Origin of the sequence: Corallococcus exercitus, assembly GCF_042231735.1 — a bacterium.
GTDB lineage: Bacteria > Myxococcota > Myxococcia > Myxococcales > Myxococcaceae > Corallococcus > Corallococcus exercitus_B.
On sequence record NZ_CP102577.1, the window covers coordinates 5,448,225 to 5,468,139 of the forward strand.

Here is a 19,915-nt window from a genome sequence, read left to right on the forward strand (position 1 = left end):
GTCAATTGAGAAGCGTGGACCTCTGGGGAAGCAGGGGCGGGCGCGCGGAAAGCACCGCGGGGGCCCGGGTTCGCGCGACCGAGGCGCAGATCTCCGAGGCGTCGACGGTGCTGCGCAGGGCCCAGTATTTGAGCAGGCTGGCCAGCGCCTCGCCCTCCTCCTCCGGAGTGAGGGTGCCGTCGGCCCTGGCCTGGCCAAGCACCGCGAACACCAGCGACGGGCGTGCCGACTGGAGCCGCGCGCGCCGCGTCCGGAACTCGGGGTAGAGCGCCGTCAGCCGCGCGGGCTGACGGGAGCGGATGTCGAGCGCCTCCGGGAGCGTCCGGCCCCGCAGAGCGGCGGGCCGGTGGCTCACCAGCAATTCCACCAGGGCGGGGATCGTCTCGCGCAGCACCGCCAGCTCCGCGCGGACCCCGGCATTCAGGCCGTCCAGGGGATAGAACTCCTCCCACAGCCCGGAGACCCGGGCCCACTGCCCATGTGGGAAGAGCGCCTGGCCCATGGCGCTGCTCAACAGCACGCGGATCCACGGCATGGGGTGGGGGTCGTGCTCGTTCCTCCGGAAGACGAACGCTCGCGGCAGGCTGACCACCGCCATCAGTCCCTGCGTGGAGGTGATGCCCACGCGGGCCACGGACCAGAAGTCCGCGACGATTTCGGAGATCCACCGCTCCCAGGAGTGCCACGCGCGCTCCTCGCTGACGCCGCGGCGCACCTCCCGGATGGCCCGGCGCAACGAAGGCACCAGGTCGAGCAGCGCCGCGCCCTGGTGCCCCACTTCGTGAAAGAGCGAGGAGGCGATGCCACTGCCAATCATCCGCTCGCGGGGCACGCGGATGATGGCCACGGGATTCTCACCCCCTCCCGGCAGCCGCGTGCGCGCACGCCGGATGGCCGCACCAGGCCCCCGGGCCAGATAACAGACGACCGGTGGAGCCTGGAGGTAGCCCGGCAGCGCGAGCGCGTCCTGGGAGACCACGTCCAGGCCGGCCAGCCAGACGCCATTGTCCGTCTCGCTGCGCTGGCAAAGGGCCTCGCTGAAGATGTCGAACTGGCCCAGGACCACGTTGAAGCGCAGACGCAGCAGGACGAAGCGCTTCTGCACCTCGGCCGGCGAGGCGCGCTGGCCCTGGGGGCCCTCCAGCCACTCCAGGAAGCGTTGAACGTGGGTGCGCAGCTCCCGGCGGCGTGAGACGAGGTAGCGCTCGATCGCCGACTGAGCCTCCACCGAGAGCGCCGCCGCGGGGACCATCGTCTCCTGCAGCGCGAAGGACTTGATGCGGTCGAGGCGGGTGAGGAGCGCCCGGGTCTCCTGGGAGATCATCCACGCGGCGAAGGAGCCGGGAGTCATCGCGTCAGGCCCCCAGGAGGATGATGCGGCTGCCCTTACGGACCCAGCGACCGCTGGTGGCGGCCCCCATGAGGGGCGCGGGCGACAGGCGCGTACCGGCCAGTCCCGGGGCAAACCGCTCCACGGCCTGGGCCACCGCGCCCTGGCTCACCTCGTCCTCGCGCTGCTCGTGCGGCGTGGAGAGCGCCGTCTGGGCCGCGTCGGCGGCGAGTTGGACGACCTGGCGGGCCATCTCGAGTTCCTGGTCCTCGTGGCTCAGCCCCTCCAGCTCCAGGCCGAACACCTCGCTCGAGACCGCGCCGGCTTCCTCCTCCGGCGGCGGGCGCCCCGGCCCCAGCCGCGTGAGGCGCTCCGAGCCGAACCGCGAGCGGCGCCCGCCCCCCGACTGCGGATAGGCCATGAAGGGTGGCATCTGGCGCAGCACGCGCTTGAGGTGGAGCCCCAGGCGACGGCCCATGGGCCCTCGCACCCGCGTCCCCATCGAGTGGGCCACCCGCTGGATGAGGCCGCCGAGGAACTGCTCAAGCTCGGCCTCGTTCCCGACCTCCAGCAGCTCCGAGGCCAGCTCGTCGAGCTGGGCCTCCGCCTCCGCCTCCAGCTCCATCCCGGACTCGCCCTCCGCCTCCAGCTCGCCTCCTTCGGCTTCTCCATCCGCCTCGGCGTCGAACTCATAGGAGAACGTCTCGCCCTCCAGCTCCGGGGTGGTGCGATCGAGATCGTGCACGTGCCTGCTCCTGGTTTGTCCGGCCACTGGCGGCCGCGTCCATGGGCCAGTGCAGGGCAGGTGCCAGGATGCGCGCGGCAGCGCTTCCGAGTGGAGGATGGCTTCAAGGGAGCGCGGCACGGAATGGCCCGGGCGAAGCCGGCTTCGGCGCGGGGCCTCCTGCCCGGGCGCGCCATGGCGGGTCCGTCCGAGGGGTGTCGAAGCCCGCTTCGGAGAAGGTGAAGCCCTCTTCGCCGGGTGCCGCATGCGCGGCTGTCGCCTGCGTGACGCCGGACCTCCAAGGGCGCTCTGCGTGATGGAGAGTCGCGGCCGAGGCCGGCGTGTTCGCCCTGCTGGTACACGCGCTGCAAGTGGCCGCGCTCCAACGGCCGCCAGGAAAGCGGCCCCACACAGGAGCGAGCCATGCAGGAGTCGAACATCGGAGAGGTGGCGGAAGCGGAGCTGGCACCGGAGCTGGAGCTGGCCAGTGAGCTGCTGGAGGTCCAGAACGATCAGGAGCTGGACCACTTCCTCCCGTTCCTCCTCCCAGCGCTCGCGTCCCTGGGGAGGGTGGCCATCGGCGCGGTGGGACGCGGGCTGGTGCGCAGGGCCGCCTCAAGCCTGGTGCGCCAGGGGGCCCAGGACTCCCGGCGCGGCAGGCGAGGGACCCGCGAGCTGGAAATGGAGATGGAGGGCGAGGATGCCGAGTTGGAGGCGATGCTGCCTGCCGTGTTCCAGGCGGTGCGGGGCGGCACGGGGGACCGGGTGCTCGATGCCACGTCGCGTTTCGTGCGGCTGGCGAGGGTGTCAGCGGCGCGTGTCGCGTCCATCCTCGCGGAGCGGCAGCGGCGGGGCCAGTCCGTGCCGCTCGAGGAGCTCCGGCAGCTTCTGGAGAGGACGCTGCTGTCCACGGCCCGCCAGCAGCGCTTCGGGCGCGTCCCGGGCGTCAGCGGGCGCGTGCCGGGAGCCATCCACCGGGCAGTGCTCCCATCCGCGGGGAGACCCGTCGTACCGGCGCCGCGGCCACGAGTGCCGCAGCCGGGCGCTGGAACGGCTCGCTGGGTGCGCCAGGGCAACAACCTGGTGATCTATCTCTGAGCAGTCCTCCGGCCACGGAGGCTCGCCTCAATCGGGATGCCTCCTGCCTCGCGGCGGGCACGGTCCTCATCCGGGTCCCACTTCGCACGCGGCAGCAGGTGCTGGAAGGCATGGGGGACGCAGCCGGCCTACAGCCCTACCTGGAACAGGAGGATGAGCCGCGAGAAGGAGTCCGAGCCCTCTCGCAGCGCCGGATAGTGGTCCCAGCTGAGCGCGGCCCCCAGCGGACCGAAGTGCAGGTCCGCGAGGAGCCGCAAGCCAGGCCTGACATCAGGGAGCACCTGCACCGGGATCCCCAGGCCGCCCCCGAAGCTCGGGATGATGACGACCTGGGGCGTCGCGTACTGCGTGAGGGGCGTGAGGACGACCTGCTCGCGAAAGTCCGTCTCCACCGAGAGCGAATGCAGGAAGGACTCGGGCGCGGCGAGCTGGTAGCCGAGCCGGGCCATGAAGCGCGAGTCGTCCCCGAGCCGCGCGCCCAGGCCCAGCTGTACACCGCCTGAAGTCCACCAGGGCTTGGGCTTCGTCAGCGTGACGTTGAGCCACTCGGGCGCGCTCGCCGCCGTGAGGGTCCGCTCCGCCACCACATGCTCGCCTTCGTGCCGAAGCCGCCAGCCCGTGGCCACCGGCAGCGAGCGCGCGGATGCATCCGGGCTGCTGCCCACCTCCCACGAGGAAGGGGCACGCACCGTGACGTGCAGCGTGGGGTTGCCCGCCCAGGTCCGGATGGGCCCCAGCAGATAGTCGATGTCCCAGTGCGTGGCCCGCGGCGGTCCGGGGGACAGCAATGCGTGACGCGCCTGGACCGCGGGCCACACGTACCCCGAGGGCAGGAAACGCTGCTCGAGCTGCATCAGGCCCCGCACCACCAGGTCCCCTTCCCGCCCGGGCGGAAGCGTGAGGGTGAAGCCGAAGCGCTCCACCGGGGACTGCGCAAGACTCCCGGATTCTGTCGCAGGGCCCATCGAGGCCACCTGCGCGTCTTTCACCGGCAGAGGCTCCTCGTCGAAGCGCACGCTGACCTCGCGCGTACGGGCACCCAGGAAGGCGGCATCGATGACCTCCGCCTCGGAGGTCCCATTGCGCAGCCGGTAGCGCGCCTCGAAGCGGCAGACCGCCTCCTGCTCCGCCTCCGTGCAATCGAAGTCCAGCTCCTCGCCGAGCACCTCCGTGCGCGTGAGCGCGGTCCCCGATGACAGGGTGAGAGTCGCCGGCGTCCGCGTGGAGGCGGCCACGTTGGCGGCGGCGGGAAATGCGGCGAGGAGACACAGGATGGACGCAAGGCGGACCGCCATGTCCGCCATTGTCGCTCAAGTCGAAGGTTCGGCAGCTGCGTGGAGCAGCCACTCGGATTCCTGCGCCAGTCAGAAGGCTGGAGCAGTTCGAATCCAGCCACGGCCACCATCGCGTCCGGTTCGCCCTGCGAGGTGACCTTCTCCTATTCGGTCCGGCGCGGAGAGGACCTCACGCGCTTCCGTCCAGCATCCGCAGGAGGGCGTCGCGCTCCACGACGAGCTTCTTCGAGTTGATGGCCTTGCGGATGATGCGCGCGGCCTCCGGACGAACCTCTGCGTCGGTCAACCTGGGGAGCCAGTGCGCACGGAGTTCCTCCAGCTGATGCCGCTGGGCAAGCTCCGTGGTCGCCAGCCACCGTTCAAGCTCGAGGATGACGCCCAACCGGGGAGGCGGGAGCTGCCCGGTATCAATGTCTCCGGGCTTCGGTGTGTAGCGGCGTGCGACCCAGTCTTCCGGGAGCGGGCCCCGCCTCTCCGCGAGGTTGCGCAGGCCCTGCTGGACGCCGACGAGAAAGTCCTCGTACCTCGGGGCGGAAGGCATGCCGTGGGCCTCCAGCCACTCGCGCACGGTCGCCTGCCCATGCATCTCGTCGTCAACGACGTCTGCCAGCTCGGCCTTTCCCCACACATCGAAGTGATGGTTGTGGTTCAGGGCCGCACTCTCGACGTAGGCGTCGCCGAAGACATAGGTGCCATGTGGCTCGTCCTGGCCGAACAACTGCCGGACGCGAAGCTCCCCGAGGACGATGAGGTAGCCCGCCGTATAGAGCGTCTGCGCCATGAGGTTGCCGCGGACGAAGACAAGCCCTCCTGGATTCTCCAGCCACCCATCGACGTACAGGTCGCCGTCAATGAACGTCGATCCCTTGTTGTTCGTGAGGCTGAGCGAGGGAACGCGGCCACCCGTGAAGAGCCCGGCGCCACCCTTGTTGAAGCCAGACGCAAGGACCTGGGGGTCGACGTCCATGCCCAGGCGGACACCGCGACGCTTGAAGGCCGTGTACGGACGCAGGTAGGCGGCGGCTTCTTCTGGGGACAACCAGCGCTGCAAGGGGAGCATCGTGTCGGGGCCCCTGGGGGACTGCGAGCAAGGCGCGCAGGGTTCGCGAGCCTACGTCGGGAGCGTGGGCGGAAGGACACGCCGCCACTGGGGATCCTGTAACCGGCCTTCGCCCCGCTGCGTATCCCTCCTTGCGACATCTGGAAGGGGCCGGAGGCACTCTCAACAGCCGAGAGCCGCCCGCCTCACACAACATTCCACCCATGAGGTTTGTCCCTTCAGGACGACGCCCGGGCGGAGCCACGTGCCGCGCTTCCCTCTGGATTTCGAGGCACCTCCCCCTCATTGGGACGCCCATCCGTGAACATTTCTCCCGGAATGCTCCAGCCCATCCCACTCCACCGGAATCCGGCCAGGAATTTCTTACAAAGCGATGGGGGCACGGAAACTTCCGGACGGGATTGGGGAGAATGGGAAAAAACGGTCGCCATTCCGGGCGCCGTTCCCATCGAACTCCGGAGTCCGCCCATGACCGCGCCCATCGGTTACCGCCCGCTTCCGCCGCCCCCGCCGCCCCCGAAGCCGAAGCCCGTGGCGCCGCCCCCGGCGAAGCCGACGACGCAGCAGCAGCAGCCCGGGACGCAGCCGAACGTCTCCACCCAGACGCAGGGCAACGTGCAGTCGCCGTCGCGCAACGTGCTGAGCGGTCAGTCCAGCTTCGAGGCGGGCGGCTCGCGCGCCGAGGTCAACGGCACCGGCCCCGGCGGAATCAACACCAACGCCTACGTCCAGGGCCCGACGTTCAGCGCGGACGCGTCCGTGGACGCGGACATCGGCCTGTCCGGCATCGACGTGAACGTGCAGGTGGACGTGTCCGCCAACCTGGTGGAAGCGGGCGCCAGCGCCACCAAGACGGTGGACTTCGAGATCGCCGGCGAGGAGTACTCCGTCGAGTTGGACCTGGCGGCGCTGGGCAAGATTGGCGCCGAGGGCTCCATCGACCTGGACCTGCACGTCGGCACCGACGGCAACGTGTCCCTCAACGCCGCCGCCTCCGGCTTCGCGGGCGCGCAGGCCAGCCTCACCGGCGGCATCGAGCTGAAGCACGAGGGTGACTCCCTGGCCTCCGCCAGCATCACCGCCAGCGCCAGCGCCGGCGTGAGCGGCGACGCCCACGCGGACATCGGCCTGGATGGCGGCAACCTGGAGTTCGACGTCGGCGTGGAGGCCACGGCCGGCCTGGGCCTGGGCGTCGAGGTGGAGGGCTCCGTCAACCCCGGCAACATCCTCAAGGCGGTCGGCGAGACGGCCGCCGCGGCCGGTGGCGAGGTGCTGGAGAACATCGCCGAAGGCGCCATCAACGCGGGCGGCGCGGTGGCGGACGCGGCCGGCGACGTGTTCAACGGCGCGGTGGATGTCCTGGGCGACGTGGCCGGCGGCATCGGCAACGCGGCCGAGGGTGCGTGGAACAGCGTCTTCGGGTGACACACCCGAGGTGACTGCCGGGCTCCTCGAGGGCTCGGCTATCCTCCCGCCCCATGGCCGTCTCCAAACAGGCAACCTCCGCGGCGCGTTTGATGAAGCAGGGCCTCCTCAAGGACGCCGCCATCGAATTCGAGCGCGCCCTCAAGCAGGACCCGAAGGACGCGGCCGCCCTGCTCGGGCTCGCGCGCCTGCGCCTCGCGCAGCATGACGCACCCGCCGCGCGCGAGGTGCTCCAGCGGCTCGTGGCCCAGCACCCCACCCACCCCGAGGCGCTGAGCCACCTGGCCCGGCTCGACGCGGAAGCGGGCGACGCGAGACAGCTCGCGGTGCTGGAGGCGCTCGCGGCCCAACCCAAGGCGGGCTTCTTCGAGGTCGTCAACCACGGCCGCGCGCTGCTGGCGCACCACCAGTACCCCGCCGCCATCGCCGCGCTGGAGAAGGCGCTCGCCCTGCAGCCGGGCAACGCCCAGACGCTGACGTACCTGGGCATGGCGCTCCAGGGTGACAAGCAGCTGGACCGCGCCCTCAAGCGCTATCTGGACGCGGCGGAGGCCAGCCGTACCGAGCACCTGCCGCTGCTCCTGGCCGCGCGGGTGCAGGTGCTCAAGGACCAGGTGGGCGCCGCGCTCCAGACGCTCCAGAAGGCCATCCTGCGAAGTCCTCGCGAAACGGCCCTCATCCGGGAGTTCGCCACCCTGTGCTTCGTGGCGGGCGCGCCCGAGCCGGCCATCAAGGCCGCCATCGACATCCGCCTCCAGCAGCCGGACAACGCGGACGCCATCTATCTGCACGGGCTGGCGTCCTTCGTGGCCGGAAAGGACGCGGACGCGGACCGCATCCTGCGCGAGGCCCTGGCCAAGGTGCCGGACAACGTCATGGTGCACATCGCCCTGGCCAAGGTGCGCCGGCGGATGGGCGATGACACGGAGGCCCAGAAGCTGCTGGAGGCCGCCCACACCAGCGACCCGACCGACGTGGGCGCGGCCAATGACCTGGCCGTGCTGCTGCTGTCGAAGCCCGGGGGCGCGGCCAACGCCCGCGCGGTGCTGGCCCCCGCGCTCAAGGCGCACCCGGACGACGCGGGGCTGCACCTCAACCAGGCCCTGGCCCTGGCGGACACCGACAAGGCCCAGGCCCGCACGCACGCGCAGAAGGCCCAGGCCAGCACCGACAAGCACGTCCGCGAGCAGGCGGACCGGCTCGCCGCCGCGCTGGCCGGCAAGTAGTTCGTTCCCCTCGCGCGGGCCGCGGCCCTCTCAAACCGGCGTCAGCAAACGCCTTCGTGGGCCGCGCAGTAGCTGAGGCAAATGGCAGCCGAGCCAGGGGAGCGGCATTCGCTGCCGTCACAGCAATAGACGGTGACCCAGGAGGCCTTCTTCGAGTCCTCGCTGGATGAGGCGCACTGGGTTTCGCACGTGGCAGCGGAACCGGAGCATGTGGTGCCGTCGGCGCACGACATGTACACCTCTCCGTCGGACGTGCCGCCACAGCCAGCCAGCATCCCTGCTGCCATCAGTCCCGCGATGATTGCCCTGCGCATGGAGTGATGTCTCCTGGATAGGGTACTGCGCGGGGAATGGTAGGCGAGAGCGCTCCACTCGGAAAAAATTTACAGGGCAGACATCTTTCTTTGGCTCAGACGTGAACTGCCTCTGACTCCGAGCCATTTGGAATCTTTGACAGTCATGACAAAGGACAGGCGGAGCGGGCACCTCCAATGGCAGCAGGTCCCAAGGGCGCGCTATTCTCGCAAGGCTTCACAACCCCGGAGAGCACATGCGCGGCATTCTTGGAGTGCTGATTGGTTGCCGAGTGCGATGTCCTTGAACTGTTGATCTGCTCCGGAAGGGGCAAGAAGCAAGCCTGCGTCTGGCCCACCACTGGGGTGCAGGTCTGGTGCACCTGTGACGGCGCGAGCTGGGTGTGTCCCCTCGAGTGAGCCCGGCTTGTCGCGGCTGTGTCCTGAGGAGCGCGCCGTCACTCACCTCCCGAGCTCGGTCGCGAGCAGGTCGAACACGAGTCGGATCCGCTTGCTGGTGTTCAGCTCGCGGTGGGTCGTCAGCCAGATGGGAAGGAACAACGGTGCGAGGCTGGGGAGGGCCCGCCGGACCCGCGGCTCGGCGTCTCCCACGCGCTCGGGAGCGACGCCCACGCCGAGGCCCTGCTTGACCATCTCCCAGTGCACGAGGTGGTTCCCCGTCAGCACCGGGAAGTTCCGTTGCGTCAGGCTCAAGCCCAGCCCGTTCAGCCCGTTGAGCATGACGTCCGTCCCGCCAAGCCCGATGAAGTCAGCGCGGCTCAGTGCCTTCGGCGTACGTGGGTTGCCGATGCGCGCAAGGTAGCGGGTCGCGGCATACAGCCGCATCGGGTCGTCCCGGACCTTGGTGGCGATGAGGTCGGGCTGGGTGGGGCGGAAGTTCCGAATGGCGATATCCGCCTCCCGCCGGCGCAGATCGACCGCGGTGTTGGTTGCGACGAGCTCGATTTCGATGCCTGGCGCCTCGCGCCGAAGTTGCTCCACGAGGGGCGGCAGCAGGAAGGCCGAGTAGATCTCGTTGGCCGAGATGCGGACCAGCCCGGTGACGCTCTGCGACTGTCCGCCGGCCGCGAGCGAGATACGCCCTGCGGCGTCGCCCATGGCTCGAACGTGGTCGAGCAGCTCTCGCCCGCTCGGCGTCAGCGCGAGGCTCCGCCCCACGCGCTCGAACAGCACCACGCCCAGCTCCTCCTCGAGCGCGCTCACCTGACGCCCGAGCGTCGGCTGCGCCATGCCGAGCGCACGCGCCGCCGCCGTGAGCGAGCCCTCTTCCGCGGTGACCAGAAAGGCCCGCGCCCGATTCCAATCGAAATTGACCGCCCGCCAATCCATGCATTTTCGCATATCAAGTGAAGGAACCCAGTCAATTCCGTTGGTGGTCGCGGAGGGCTATTTGTTCGACCATGACCTCCACCTCCAAGGCCGAGCGGCTCGTGCCCGCTGCGCTGGTCGCGCTCTCGCTCGTGCCCATCCTGGCCGGCGCCGCCCGTCTGGCCGAGCTGGCGGGCGGCGCCGAGCTCACGCCACGCAACGCGCGGTTCTTCGCATCGCCCCTACCGGTGGTGCTGCACCTCCTCAGCGCCAGCGTGTATTGCGTCCTGGGTGCCTTCCAATTCGCCCCGGACTTTCGCCGCCGGCGGCCCGGCTGGCACCGCGTCGCCGGGCGGCTCCTGGTCGCGTGCGGCCTCGTGGCAGGGCTCTCGGGCCTGTGGATGACGCTGTTCTATCCCCGCGCCGAAGGCGACGGCGCGCTCCTCGACGGCCTGCGGCTCCTGTTCGGCTCGGCGATGGTCCTGTCCCTCGTCCTGGGGATGGCCACGATCCTGCGGCGGGACGTGGGCGGCCACCGGGTCTGGATGATTCGAGGCTACGCCATCGGTCTGGGCGCGGGCACGCAGGTGCTGGTCTCCGTGCCCTGGTTCCTCATCGTCGGCGCGCCGAGCGAGCTCGCCAGAGCGCTGCTGTTGGGCGCCGGTTGGGTCATCAACGTCGCCGTGGCCGAGCGGGTCATTCGTCGACAGACCGCCTCGCCCGTTCGCGCCGCCGAGCTGCGCGAGGTACGCGCCAGCGTCGGAAACGCCTCACGCCCGACACAGGGATAGGCGTGTACCAGCGCCCTCAAGCGGAGCCGGGGCTGGAGGAGGAGAGCCCGGCCCAGGTTGGGACGGTGGAGTCGACGATGGAGCGCACACCTCGGGACGTTCGACCTGTTCGAGGTCTACGTGAAGAGCCTCTTCCGCCGGGAGGGCGCTCACCCTCAAGCGTTGGTGGGAGTTCGTTGCCTGGCGTCGACAATCGCTCCCTTCCCCTGTCAAGCGAGCGGGGCCGGTGCGCGGCCCCGTCGCGACGGGACGTCAGTCCTTGGTCCAGCGGAACGTCACGCGGTCGCCGCCGCTGAGCCGGTCCGCGAGGTTGTAGAGCCTGTACATCTCGGTGTGGACCGCGAAGATTCCCTTCGCCTTGCTGAAGACGAAGTACGAGCCAGGGTCGGTCACGATGCTCGTCCACTGCGAGTTGGTGTTGCAGTTGGCCGTCGAAGCCGAGGGCCAGTTGCACCAGGAGTTGCCGTTCTCGTTCCACACCTTCCAGTGGTCGCCGCCGCCGACGAGGCCCACCTGCTTCCACCACGTCACGGCCGAGCCGGACTCCAGCCGGAACTCCACCACATCCGGCGACGCGGCGTTGTGCTCGACGATGACGTTGATGAGGTCGCCGTCCGGCAGGTAGATGGGCTGGATGTCGGTGAGCCACACCTTGTCACAGGTGATGCACGAGTTGAAGGTGTCGTTCGGGCCGGTGCACGAGCTGTTCGAGTACTCCAGCTGGTAGTCGTTGTTGCTCGCGCAGAAGGCACACGAATGCGCGTATCTGGCGCTGATGCACGTGAGGGAGGTGGTGGTGTGGGCTCGGGTGAAGTCCTCCCAGGTGATGACCGTCGCGGCCATGGCGGAGACGGTGCGGCCCTCGTCCTCCTGCTGGGGCGCGGGCTGCTGGGGCTGGGTCGTCTCGGGGGCGGGAGTGGGGGCGGGCTGCTCTTGGGGGCCGCAGCCGGCGCCTCCCACGAGGGTGAGTCCGAGCACCGTCGACACGAGCCATTTCTGCATCTGCATGGTGAATGTACTTTCGTTGAGGAACGCCTGAGGACAGGCGCTTCGCGCGGCCGCGCCAGCGAAGAGGGGTCGAGTTGGGGAACGGCGGCCACCGGGCCTGGCCCGCGGCGACCCTTCATACGTAGGACCCTCGAAATGCTGGTTGTGCGGCCCCCTCCCGAAAGCAGCCCCGATGCGCCGTGCGGGAAGGCTTCTCCCCGCACGCCAACACGCATCCGTCCGCCGTCAGTTGCCGCGGTAGGTGGTGTTGAGGATTCCGATGCCCGCGCCTTCCACGTACAGGCTGACGGGCGTGCCCTGGGTGGCGGCCTGGGTGGCGCGCTCGAACAGGCCCAGGCGCTCGGCCTCGCTGTACTCGTAGCCGGCGGACGAGGCACCCGAGCCCAGGTAGTAGTAGTTCCCGACGAAGCTCCCAGTGCAGTTCGCCCCGGTGTTCACCTGCACGACCACGTAGCCCTGACCGTAGATGACGTTGGGTTGCCGGGTGTACGTCGCCGCGCAGACGTAACCATTCACGGTGATGGGGGCCGCCAGGGCCGTGCTGGCGAATCCGACCGACATCATCACCGCCGAAACAACGATGGACGCTCGCTTCATTGTGTTGTCCCCTCATGCCGTTGGCTGAGGCCTCCGCGCCCAGGATGAGCGTGGGGCTCCGGAAAGCGTTTCTGCATTTCCGCTCGAAGCAACGTGCTGGACGGCATCTTCCCCTCACCTCTTTTTCGCGTTCGAGATGGGCACGAGCACCGCGGCCAGGTCGCCCATCACATCTCAAAAAAGATTGGGTAATCCCGTGTAACCGTCACGGCGGGGCCGTCGTACCTCCTAGCAAAGGAACACGGACCATGATCGACGGGCTTCTCAGGCGACTCCTTCCCCCTCCTCCGCCACCCCCTCCCCCGAAGAAGGAGACCCCGGCGCCGCAGCCAGCCAAGACGCCGGCCGGGTTCACCGGGCAGAGCACGTTCGAGGCGCAGGTCCGGGCTCCCGTGGTGCTCACCCCTCCCGCCACTCCCAGGCCATTGGCACCGGCGGCCACCTCCGTCGCGGCCCGGCCGGAGGGGACGGCGACGCCAGCCCCGACCCCTACCGCCACCGGCGGCGCGTCCACCGTGCGCGAGGCATCGCGTGCAATCGAGGCGGCCTATACGTCAGGAGGGGCCAAGGCCGCCGCCGCCGAGCTCCGCTCCCAGACCGAGGCCCTGCCCCACCCGGCCCAGGTCGACAAGCTGATCGCCGCGGCGCAGCCCACCATCGACCGCATCTCCACGGACCTCGCCAACGGCGTGAAGAACGACAGCGTCGACCACGACACGAACCGGGATGTGCTCCGCGACCTCGACGCGACGGTCAGCCGCGCCGGCCAGGCCGGGCGGGACGCGGTGGCCACCTCGGTCGCGAAGAAGCTCTCCGAGGCGGTGCCCCAGGGCTCGGCACAGCTGGGGCGGTTCGATGACGCGCTGGTCGAGCTGGCCAAGGACGGTGTGGGAGGGAAGCTCTCCTCCGCGGTGTCGGAGAAGCTGATCAACGACCTCGGCCGCGTCGAGGCGGGCCATGCGGTGCGCGACACGTCGGTGGATGCCATCAAAGAGGTCCGCGCCGACTACGAAGCCAAGGCGGAAGAGCTGACCCAGGTGGAGACGCGGCTCAACAAGGAGCTCGCCCAGCTGGGGCCCGCGCTGACGCCGGAGGAGATCGAGGCGTACAAGGAAGCCTTCTGGGAGCGGGAGGACAACGCGGACATCCGCGACGCCGCGCGCGCCGCGGGAGACACGCTCTCGGAGACGCTCACCGCCAGCACCGCAGAACTCGAGGCGCTCGCGGCGCAGGGAGACCCGGGCGCGACGAAGGCGCTCTTCGATGGCTACAAGGCCCTGGCCGAAACGCCGAACCACGCGGATGAGGCCCTCCAGTTCGCCGGGCGCATCAACCAGGACGCCGGGCTCGCCAAGGCGCTGAGCAAGGAGTACGGCGGCGACTTCGAGCAGAAGCTGTCCGATGAAATCCTCGCGCCGGCGGTGCCGAACGCGCAGGCGGAAGCCATCGCCGAGGCAGGCGAGGGCGGCTTCGACGTGGCGATGAAGGAGTTCAGCTCCCTGGTCAAGGGGCTGAAGACGGGCCACGCGCTCGTGAACATCCCCGGCGACGTCCAGCAGATGCTGACGGACATCCGGGACATCCGCGCCGGCACCTTCACGCAGGACCAGGTGCAGGAGATGGTGGACGCCTGGGGCAACGAGTCGCCGCTGGGCAGGTCGCTGGCGGGCGCCACCCTTGGCCTCGGCCTCTATGACCTGCCCTCCCAGCTCGCGGACGGCGAGTACCTGGAGGCCATCAAGAACACCCTCACCTCGTCCGCCGACGGAATCGAGCTGACCTCCGGCGTCCTCAACACCCTGGGCAAGACGGGTGCAGCCACCGACGTGGCGAAGTTCGGCGCGAAGTTCGTCCCGCTGCTCGGGCTGGGCGCTGACGCCATCCAGGCGTACCAGGACGTCCAGGCGCTGCGGGACGGCGTCTCCGCGGGCGACGTGTTCAACCTCGCCGGCTCGGTGGTGTCGCTGGCGGGCGACATCGCCGGCTTCGTCCCGGTGGCGGGGACCGCGGTCGACGTGGTGGCCACGGTCGCGGGAGAGGCGCTCCGCACGGTGGGCAGCCTCCTGAACGGCGACCTGGGCCCCGATCTCGAGGACTTCTCCGTGGACGAGGCGACCGACATCCTCCAGGACACGCTCGGCCTCTCGGAAGCGGAGGTGCAGTTGCTCCTGGGGGGCACGAACAGCGGCTACGGGAAACGGATGCAGGCGCTGGGCCTGGATCCACTGCAGGTCCGCGAGGTGCTCACCCAGACGGAGCCGCCGCTGTTCGCCTTCTCCGACGGCCTCGGGAGCTATGAACCGATAGGCAACGCCCGGTTCCTCTTCGAGACGGTCGCCGCGTTTGGCCTGAGCGGGGACGCGGCGTTCGAGTTCATCCAGGAGCACGGCAACGCGCTGTCGGCGTTCGAGCAGGTCGACCAGTACGCCCTCCCGGAGTCGTCGCTGGGGGCCGCGACCTCCACTGGCGACTTCTCCGCCTTCCGCGAGGAGGCGCTGCGGCTGCTACCGGATGACATCGCCGAGGACCTGGAGCCCTACCTGGACGCGACGCCGAACACCGAATTCTTCGAGGCCTGAGGCTCGAAGGGGCGGCGCCGGATAAGGGCACGGACCCGAGGCGCAAGGGTCTTCACGCGCCTGGTGCCTCGGAGTGCAATCAAGCCGGGCGTGGCGCGTAGCGGGGACAGCCGTCATCCCCCCTACCCCAGAACCTCCCATGTCTCAGATTCCGAAGCGCCTGCTCTGGTTGTGCCTGCTGGGCCCGCTGCTCGCCTGTGCGTCCGCGCCGGTCCCGAAGCCCGAAGCCTCCGAGAAGAGCCCGCCTGACTTCTTCGGCGCGAAGGAGCCGAAGCCCCGGCTGATGATGCTGGGGACGTTCCACTTCAAGGACGCGGGGCTGGACGAGTACAAGCCCCAGCACCGGCTGGAGGTGCTCTCTCCGGAGCGGCAGCGCGAGGTCGAGGCCCTGGTGGAAGCGCTGGCGAAGTTCCAGCCGACGCGCATCGCCGTGGAGGTGAACGTCCCCCATCAGGACAAGCTGGATGCCCAGTACCAGGACTATGTGGCAGGCCGCGCCGAGTTGACGGCGAATGAGGTCGACCAGGTGGGCTTCCGGCTGGCGAAGAAGCTGGGGCACCCGAAGGTCTACGCCATCGACTCGGCCTCGCATCAGGTGCTCGACCAACTGTACTTCGCGGTGGATGAAAAGCAGGTCGCGGCGCTCGACCCGAAGTGGCAGGCGCGTTTCACCCAGCTCTACACGCATGACGACGCGCTGAAGACGCGTCAGTCGCTCATCGACCACCTGCGCTACGTGAACTCACCGGAGCGCATCCGCCAGGGGCACGGCGCGTACTCCATCGCCCACTTCAAGGTGGACGGAGAAGACGGCTACCTCGGAGTGGACCTGCGGACGGCCTGGTACAACCGCAACCTGCGCATCTTCCGCAACCTCCAGCGGCTCATGTCCGCACCCGAGGAGCGCGTCCTGCTCATCATCGGCGCGGGCCACCTGCCCATCCTCCAATTCGTCGCCGAGACCTCCCCCGAATACGAGTTCGTTGACGTGCGGGACTACCTACGCGCGCCCTGAGAGCCATTTGCTCTGTTGCGATCCTTGGTGGGCATGGCCAGGTGAAAAGGCATGCTCACCAAGTCCTGCAGAAGCCTGCTCGGGTGGCGCTGGCGGCGGCCGAGCAAGCACTCCCGCGCTATAGCTCCAAGTACAGTCGCCACGACTTCACCCTGCCTCAATTGACAGCGTGCCTGCTGGTTCAGCGCATCTACCGCTTGGACCTGCGAGGGGCGGAAGTGCTGCTCGTTGAGCATGAAGCCCTGCGTCAGGTGCTCGGTCTCAAGAGTGCTCCGGACCACACGACGCTCTGGCGAGCACAACGTCGGCTCCCACCGCCGCGGTTGGGGCGCCTGTTAGATGAAACCGTCCGCATGGCGGAGCGCACGGGCTTGATTCGTCCCCAGCGCAGTCCTGGCTCTACGCTGGCGCTGGACTCCACGAGTCTCGCGTCCGGATGGACCAGCCGGCACTCCTTCCGCTTCAAGACGCGCCCTTCCGCGTGCGCTCGCGGGGGCTGGCGGGGCTATCCCAAGTGGAGCATTGGGGTGGACACATGCAGTCACCTGCTTCTGGCCCAAGCGGCTGATGTGGGCCCGCGTCATGACACCTGCGAAGTGCAGCAACTGGTGCTCCAAGCCCAGCACCGCCACTCTTCGCGCATCCTCCTCGCCGATGCCGGATATGACTCCACCCGGACGCTTCGGCTCTGCCACACCCATCGGCTGCGTCCGATTATCCGAGTGAAGCCTCCGCCCAACTGCCCTCACCCTTCACGAGTGCAGGACCCTGAGCGGAGGCACTTGCTGCTGCACCTTCCCAAGCGCCTGTATGGCCAGCGATGGCAGGCCGAGAGCTTTTCCTCCAGCCACAAGCGGCGCTTCGGTGACGTGCTCGCAGGGCGCACCTGGCGGCGACGCGCCCGCGAAACACTTCTGCACGGGGTGCTGCACAACTGTGCACTCCTCAAGGCCGCCCGAGGATCGCAACAGAGCAAGCTGGGGTCACCGCACTCATCCGCGCAGCTCCGTCCCAAGGGAAGGGGCCGTGTCTTAGCCATAACAGACACATACCCTTTGGTAGCATACCCCAAGGAACGGAAAACAATCCCTCCCAGACCATGTTAATCGTGCGCTCGCGCATGTCTTTCTTGGCATTTCCCGACCTTGCGCCACCCATGGGGCGGAGACCATGTCCATACGCTCATTCACGTTCCCGGCTCAGGTTGGCATGCGCCGAGGCGCAACCGGAGCACCCGTCGTGGAGCTTCAGCAGTTCCTGCAGCGGTTCGGCTATCTGGAGCACTCTGGCACAGGCGCGACACGAGCCATGGCGACGAAGTCGCGCAAGCATGCATTACCGGCTGCCCAGGAGGGGGTTTTCGACGATGCGACGGTGACGGCGCTCACGCGGTACCAAGTGTTCCACCACCTCCCTGTCACAGGAATGCTCGACGTTGCGACCAGCGCGCACATGAGTCTGCCTCGCTGTGGGTTCAGGGACTCTCCTACCGGCATGGCGGCTTTCACGGCCCAGGGAAACCGGTGGACGACCACCCGGCTGACCTACCGATTCGAGAACTTCTCGCCGGACCTCTCCCAGGCAGAGATTCGGGCCGCCATCTCCGCCGCTCTCAACCTCTGGAGTCAGGTGACCCCCCTGACGTTCGTCGAGGTCACCGGCACGACCGCGGATATCCGCATCCGATTCGTCGCAGGTGACCATGGAGATGGCTCTCCTTTCGACGGTGTTGGGCATGTGCTCGCGCATGCCTTCTACCCGCCGCCCAACGGAGGGGACATTGCAGGGGATGCGCATTTCGACGAGGCGGAGACCTGGAGCGTGAACATCCCCGCGACAGGGTTTGACCTGATGTCGGTGGCTGCCCATGAATTCGGGCACTCCCTGGGGCTGGACCACAGCAGCATCGCGGGGGCCCTGATGGAGGCGGTGTACACGGGTCCCCACCGCTTCCTGCACGCCGACGACATCGCCGGGATCCAGTCCATCTACGGCCGCAGGCGGGTCGAGCAAGGCAACCTGTTGCACTTAGCAGGAGTCACGACGGAGGGACGCCTGTGGCACACCATCCGTTATCTTGACGGCGCATGGAACAGCTTCGGTGATGTGGAAGCGCAGACCGGAGACCGCGGTTTCATCACCGACATGGATCTGCAGAGCATCGGCAATGAGGTACACGTGTGCGCGGTCAGCTCCGACGGCCACCTGTGGCACACCATTCGGCGAGCAGATGGCACCTGGTACCCCTTCGGGGATGTCGAGGCGCAGACCGGAGACCGCGGCTCCTTCCGCACCGTGAGCGCGACTTCGGTCGCCAGCGAGCTCCATGTGTGTGGCACCACGGCCGATGGCCGGCTGTGGCATACCCTTCGACGAGCGAATGGCTCCTGGTATCCCTTCGGCGACATCGAGGGGCAGAGCGGCGACCGCGGCAGTCTCACCGATGTCGACTGTGCGAATGTCGGAGGAGAGGTCCACGTCTGTGCCGTTAACAGCGATGGGCAACTGTGGCACAGCGTGCGGCGAACAAACGGCACCTGGACGCCCTTTGGGGACGTCGAGGGACAAGCCGGCGACAGGGGTGCCCTCCGCCGGGTGGCCTGCGCAGGCAGTGGCTCGGAGCTACACGTCTGCGCCGTGAACAGCAATGGCCAACTCTGGCACAGCATGCGGCGGGCGGACGGCACCTGGACGCCTTTCGGGGACGTCGAGGCCCAAACCGGCAACGCGGGTACGTTCGTCCAGGTGTCCGTGGGCGAAGCGGGCGGGGAACTCCATGTCTCCGGCACTACGACAGATGGACGACTGTGGCACGCCATCCGGCGGGGCAACGGCACCTGGACGCCCTTTGGAGACGTCGAAGGCCAAGCCGGCGACCGTGGCAGATTCGTGAACGTCAGCGTCGACGGCCTCTACATTCCCTAAGGGCTCGGCCCCCGGCCCCCTCGCCATCCTGAATCTGAACTCGAGGGGTGCTCCATTGACGACGCGCGGCGAGCCTCCTCCGGATTCCGGATAGGCTGGGGGCGGAGGACGCGACGTGGTGACGACGGGTGCACGGAAGCTGAAGGAGCGCTGGGAGCGGGCGCGGGAGCGCTGGTGGGTGCGCTGGGGCGTGGACCTGCTGCTCTTCGCGCTCCTCTTCGCGGGCGTGACGGCGTGGCAGACGCGCAAGCTCCCCGGCGCGGGGACGCCGGCACCGGACTTCACCCTGCGGACCCTCTCGGGCGAGACGGTGCGGCTCGAGGACCTCCGCGGCAAGTCCGTGGCCCTCACCTTCTGGGCGCCGTGGTGCACGGTCTGCAAGGCGGAGTCCTCCACCCTCTCCACCCTGCGCGACACCGTGGGCGAGCGTGCCCACGTGCTGACCGTGGCCGTTGCCTACGACACCGTGGCGGACGTCCAGCGCTTCGTGCGCGAGCGCGGCGCTGACTACCCGGTGCTGCTAGGTGACGACGCGCTCCAGGAGGCGTACCGCGTGGACAGCTTTCCCACGACGATCTTCCTCTCGCCCGAGGGGCGCGTCACCCACGCCGCCGTGGGCTACACCACGCGGCTCGGGTTCCTGTGGCGACTCTGGCTGTAGTTCCCTCAAGGGGGGGCGGAGCCGGGGCTGGAGGAGGAGAGCCCGGCCCAAGCTGCGACGGTGGAGCGCACGCCGCGATTGGATTGGGCGGGACTGCTGCGTAGGACGTTCGCGCTGGACGTCTTCTGCAATCTGCTCCTGAGACATGGGAAGATTTCCCACATCTCTTCAATGGCGCATCTCGATGAGGAAAATCTCCTCACCATGATGGGATAAGGCTCGAGGAGAAGGCTTCGTCCCCGTATCTGTCACGGTATGGGCAAGGCGTCATCAGTCCGGCGGGAAGGGGGTGAACGCCATGCTGAGCGCCGTGAGGAAGCAGCTGGCCTCGACACTCACCCGAAAGATGATGGCGGCCGTTGTCTTCGTGCTGGCTCAGCATCTTCGAGAGCGGGTAAGGCACGACTTCACATGTGGCGTCATCCACGTCTGTCGCTCGGAGTGGGAGAGATACGTCACGCCACCCAAGGGCGGGCGGGCAGGCAGGTGAACACCCCCGCCCAGTTGGTGGACGCCCTCCGTAAGCAGCGGCACCTCGAGTCGAGCGCGGCCTTTGGCG

Annotated in this window: 17 protein-coding genes; 10 read left to right on the top strand and 7 right to left on the bottom strand. The window is 68.7% G+C overall.

Annotated features, from left to right (window positions below):
• Position 1: 1 nt before the first annotated feature.
• Together NR792_RS21285 and NR792_RS21290 are read right to left on the bottom strand one after the other, a co-directional pair.
• On the bottom strand, positions 2-1,351 hold the full coding sequence (locus NR792_RS21285) for a hypothetical protein (RefSeq protein WP_375754506.1): 1,350 nt from the start codon (positions 1,349-1,351) through the stop codon (positions 2-4).
• A gap of 4 nt (positions 1,352-1,355) precedes the next feature.
• A complete protein-coding gene (locus NR792_RS21290; RefSeq protein WP_375754508.1) occupies positions 1,356-2,075 on the bottom strand; it encodes a hypothetical protein in 720 nt (239 codons plus the stop codon).
• A gap of 402 nt (positions 2,076-2,477) precedes the next feature.
• Between NR792_RS21290 and NR792_RS21295 the strand changes: the two genes are divergently transcribed.
• Complete coding sequence (locus NR792_RS21295; protein ID WP_375754509.1) at positions 2,478-3,152, top strand: hypothetical protein; 675 nt, start codon at positions 2,478-2,480, stop codon at positions 3,150-3,152.
• Between the two features lie 128 nt (positions 3,153-3,280).
• Here NR792_RS21295 and NR792_RS21300 read toward each other — a convergent pair whose 3' ends face one another.
• Positions 3,281-4,447 (bottom strand): hypothetical protein, encoded by a 1,167-nt coding sequence (locus NR792_RS21300; protein ID WP_375754510.1) that lies wholly within the window; start codon positions 4,445-4,447, stop codon positions 3,281-3,283.
• Positions 4,448-4,616: 169 nt separating this feature from the next.
• Entirely contained in the window at positions 4,617-5,414 is a 798-nt protein-coding gene (locus tag NR792_RS21305) for a hypothetical protein (protein WP_375754511.1), read from the bottom strand.
• Between the two features lie 561 nt (positions 5,415-5,975).
• On the opposite strand from NR792_RS21305, the gene NR792_RS21310 reads away from it, so the two are divergent.
• The 3 genes from NR792_RS21310 (at position 5,976) to NR792_RS21320 (ending at position 8,479) form a co-directional block, all read left to right on the top strand.
• Positions 5,976-6,932 carry a Circumsporozoite protein gene (locus tag NR792_RS21310; protein WP_375754512.1) on the top strand — a complete coding sequence of 319 codons (957 nt, stop codon included), beginning with the start codon at positions 5,976-5,978 and terminating at the stop codon, positions 6,930-6,932.
• A gap of 92 nt (positions 6,933-7,024) precedes the next feature.
• Positions 7,025-8,158: a tetratricopeptide repeat protein gene (locus NR792_RS21315; protein ID WP_375754513.1), complete on the top strand. Its 1,134-nt coding sequence runs from the start codon at positions 7,025-7,027 to the stop codon at positions 8,156-8,158.
• A 132-nt stretch (positions 8,159-8,290) separates the two neighbouring features.
• Complete coding sequence (locus tag NR792_RS21320) at positions 8,291-8,479, top strand: hypothetical protein (RefSeq protein WP_375754514.1); 189 nt, start codon at positions 8,291-8,293, stop codon at positions 8,477-8,479.
• Between the two features lie 434 nt (positions 8,480-8,913).
• On the opposite strand, the gene NR792_RS21325 is transcribed toward NR792_RS21320, so the two are convergent.
• Positions 8,914-9,801 carry a LysR family transcriptional regulator gene (locus tag NR792_RS21325; RefSeq protein ID WP_375754515.1) on the bottom strand — a complete coding sequence of 296 codons (888 nt, stop codon included), beginning with the start codon at positions 9,799-9,801 and terminating at the stop codon, positions 8,914-8,916.
• A 71-nt stretch (positions 9,802-9,872) separates the two neighbouring features.
• Between NR792_RS21325 and NR792_RS21330 the strand changes: the two genes are divergently transcribed.
• The gene (locus tag NR792_RS21330; RefSeq protein WP_375754516.1) at positions 9,873-10,571 is read left to right on the top strand and encodes a DUF2306 domain-containing protein; all 699 of its coding nucleotides are present in this window, start codon (positions 9,873-9,875) and stop codon (positions 10,569-10,571) included.
• A 252-nt stretch (positions 10,572-10,823) separates the two neighbouring features.
• On the opposite strand, the gene NR792_RS21335 is transcribed toward NR792_RS21330, so the two are convergent.
• Both NR792_RS21335 and NR792_RS21340 read right to left on the bottom strand, forming a co-directional pair.
• On the bottom strand, positions 10,824-11,579 hold the full coding sequence (locus NR792_RS21335) for a hypothetical protein (RefSeq protein ID WP_375754517.1): 756 nt from the start codon (positions 11,577-11,579) through the stop codon (positions 10,824-10,826).
• Positions 11,580-11,804: 225 nt separating this feature from the next.
• The gene (locus tag NR792_RS21340; RefSeq protein ID WP_375754518.1) at positions 11,805-12,176 is read right to left on the bottom strand and encodes a hypothetical protein; all 372 of its coding nucleotides are present in this window, start codon (positions 12,174-12,176) and stop codon (positions 11,805-11,807) included.
• A gap of 248 nt (positions 12,177-12,424) precedes the next feature.
• Between NR792_RS21340 and NR792_RS21345 the strand changes: the two genes are divergently transcribed.
• The 5 genes from NR792_RS21345 (at position 12,425) to NR792_RS21365 (ending at position 19,356) form a co-directional block, all read left to right on the top strand.
• The gene (locus NR792_RS21345; protein ID WP_375754519.1) at positions 12,425-14,755 is read left to right on the top strand and encodes a hypothetical protein; all 2,331 of its coding nucleotides are present in this window, start codon (positions 12,425-12,427) and stop codon (positions 14,753-14,755) included.
• A gap of 139 nt (positions 14,756-14,894) precedes the next feature.
• A complete protein-coding gene (locus NR792_RS21350) occupies positions 14,895-15,770 on the top strand; it encodes a DUF5694 domain-containing protein (RefSeq protein WP_375754520.1) in 876 nt (291 codons plus the stop codon).
• Between the two features lie 83 nt (positions 15,771-15,853).
• The gene (locus NR792_RS21355) at positions 15,854-16,876 is read left to right on the top strand and encodes a transposase (RefSeq protein ID WP_375754521.1); all 1,023 of its coding nucleotides are present in this window, start codon (positions 15,854-15,856) and stop codon (positions 16,874-16,876) included.
• Positions 16,877-16,979: 103 nt separating this feature from the next.
• Positions 16,980-18,695 carry a matrixin family metalloprotease gene (locus NR792_RS21360; RefSeq protein ID WP_375754522.1) on the top strand — a complete coding sequence of 572 codons (1,716 nt, stop codon included), beginning with the start codon at positions 16,980-16,982 and terminating at the stop codon, positions 18,693-18,695.
• A gap of 118 nt (positions 18,696-18,813) precedes the next feature.
• Positions 18,814-19,356: a peroxiredoxin family protein gene (locus NR792_RS21365; RefSeq protein WP_375754523.1), complete on the top strand. Its 543-nt coding sequence runs from the start codon at positions 18,814-18,816 to the stop codon at positions 19,354-19,356.
• Positions 19,357-19,915 lie beyond the last annotated feature (559 nt).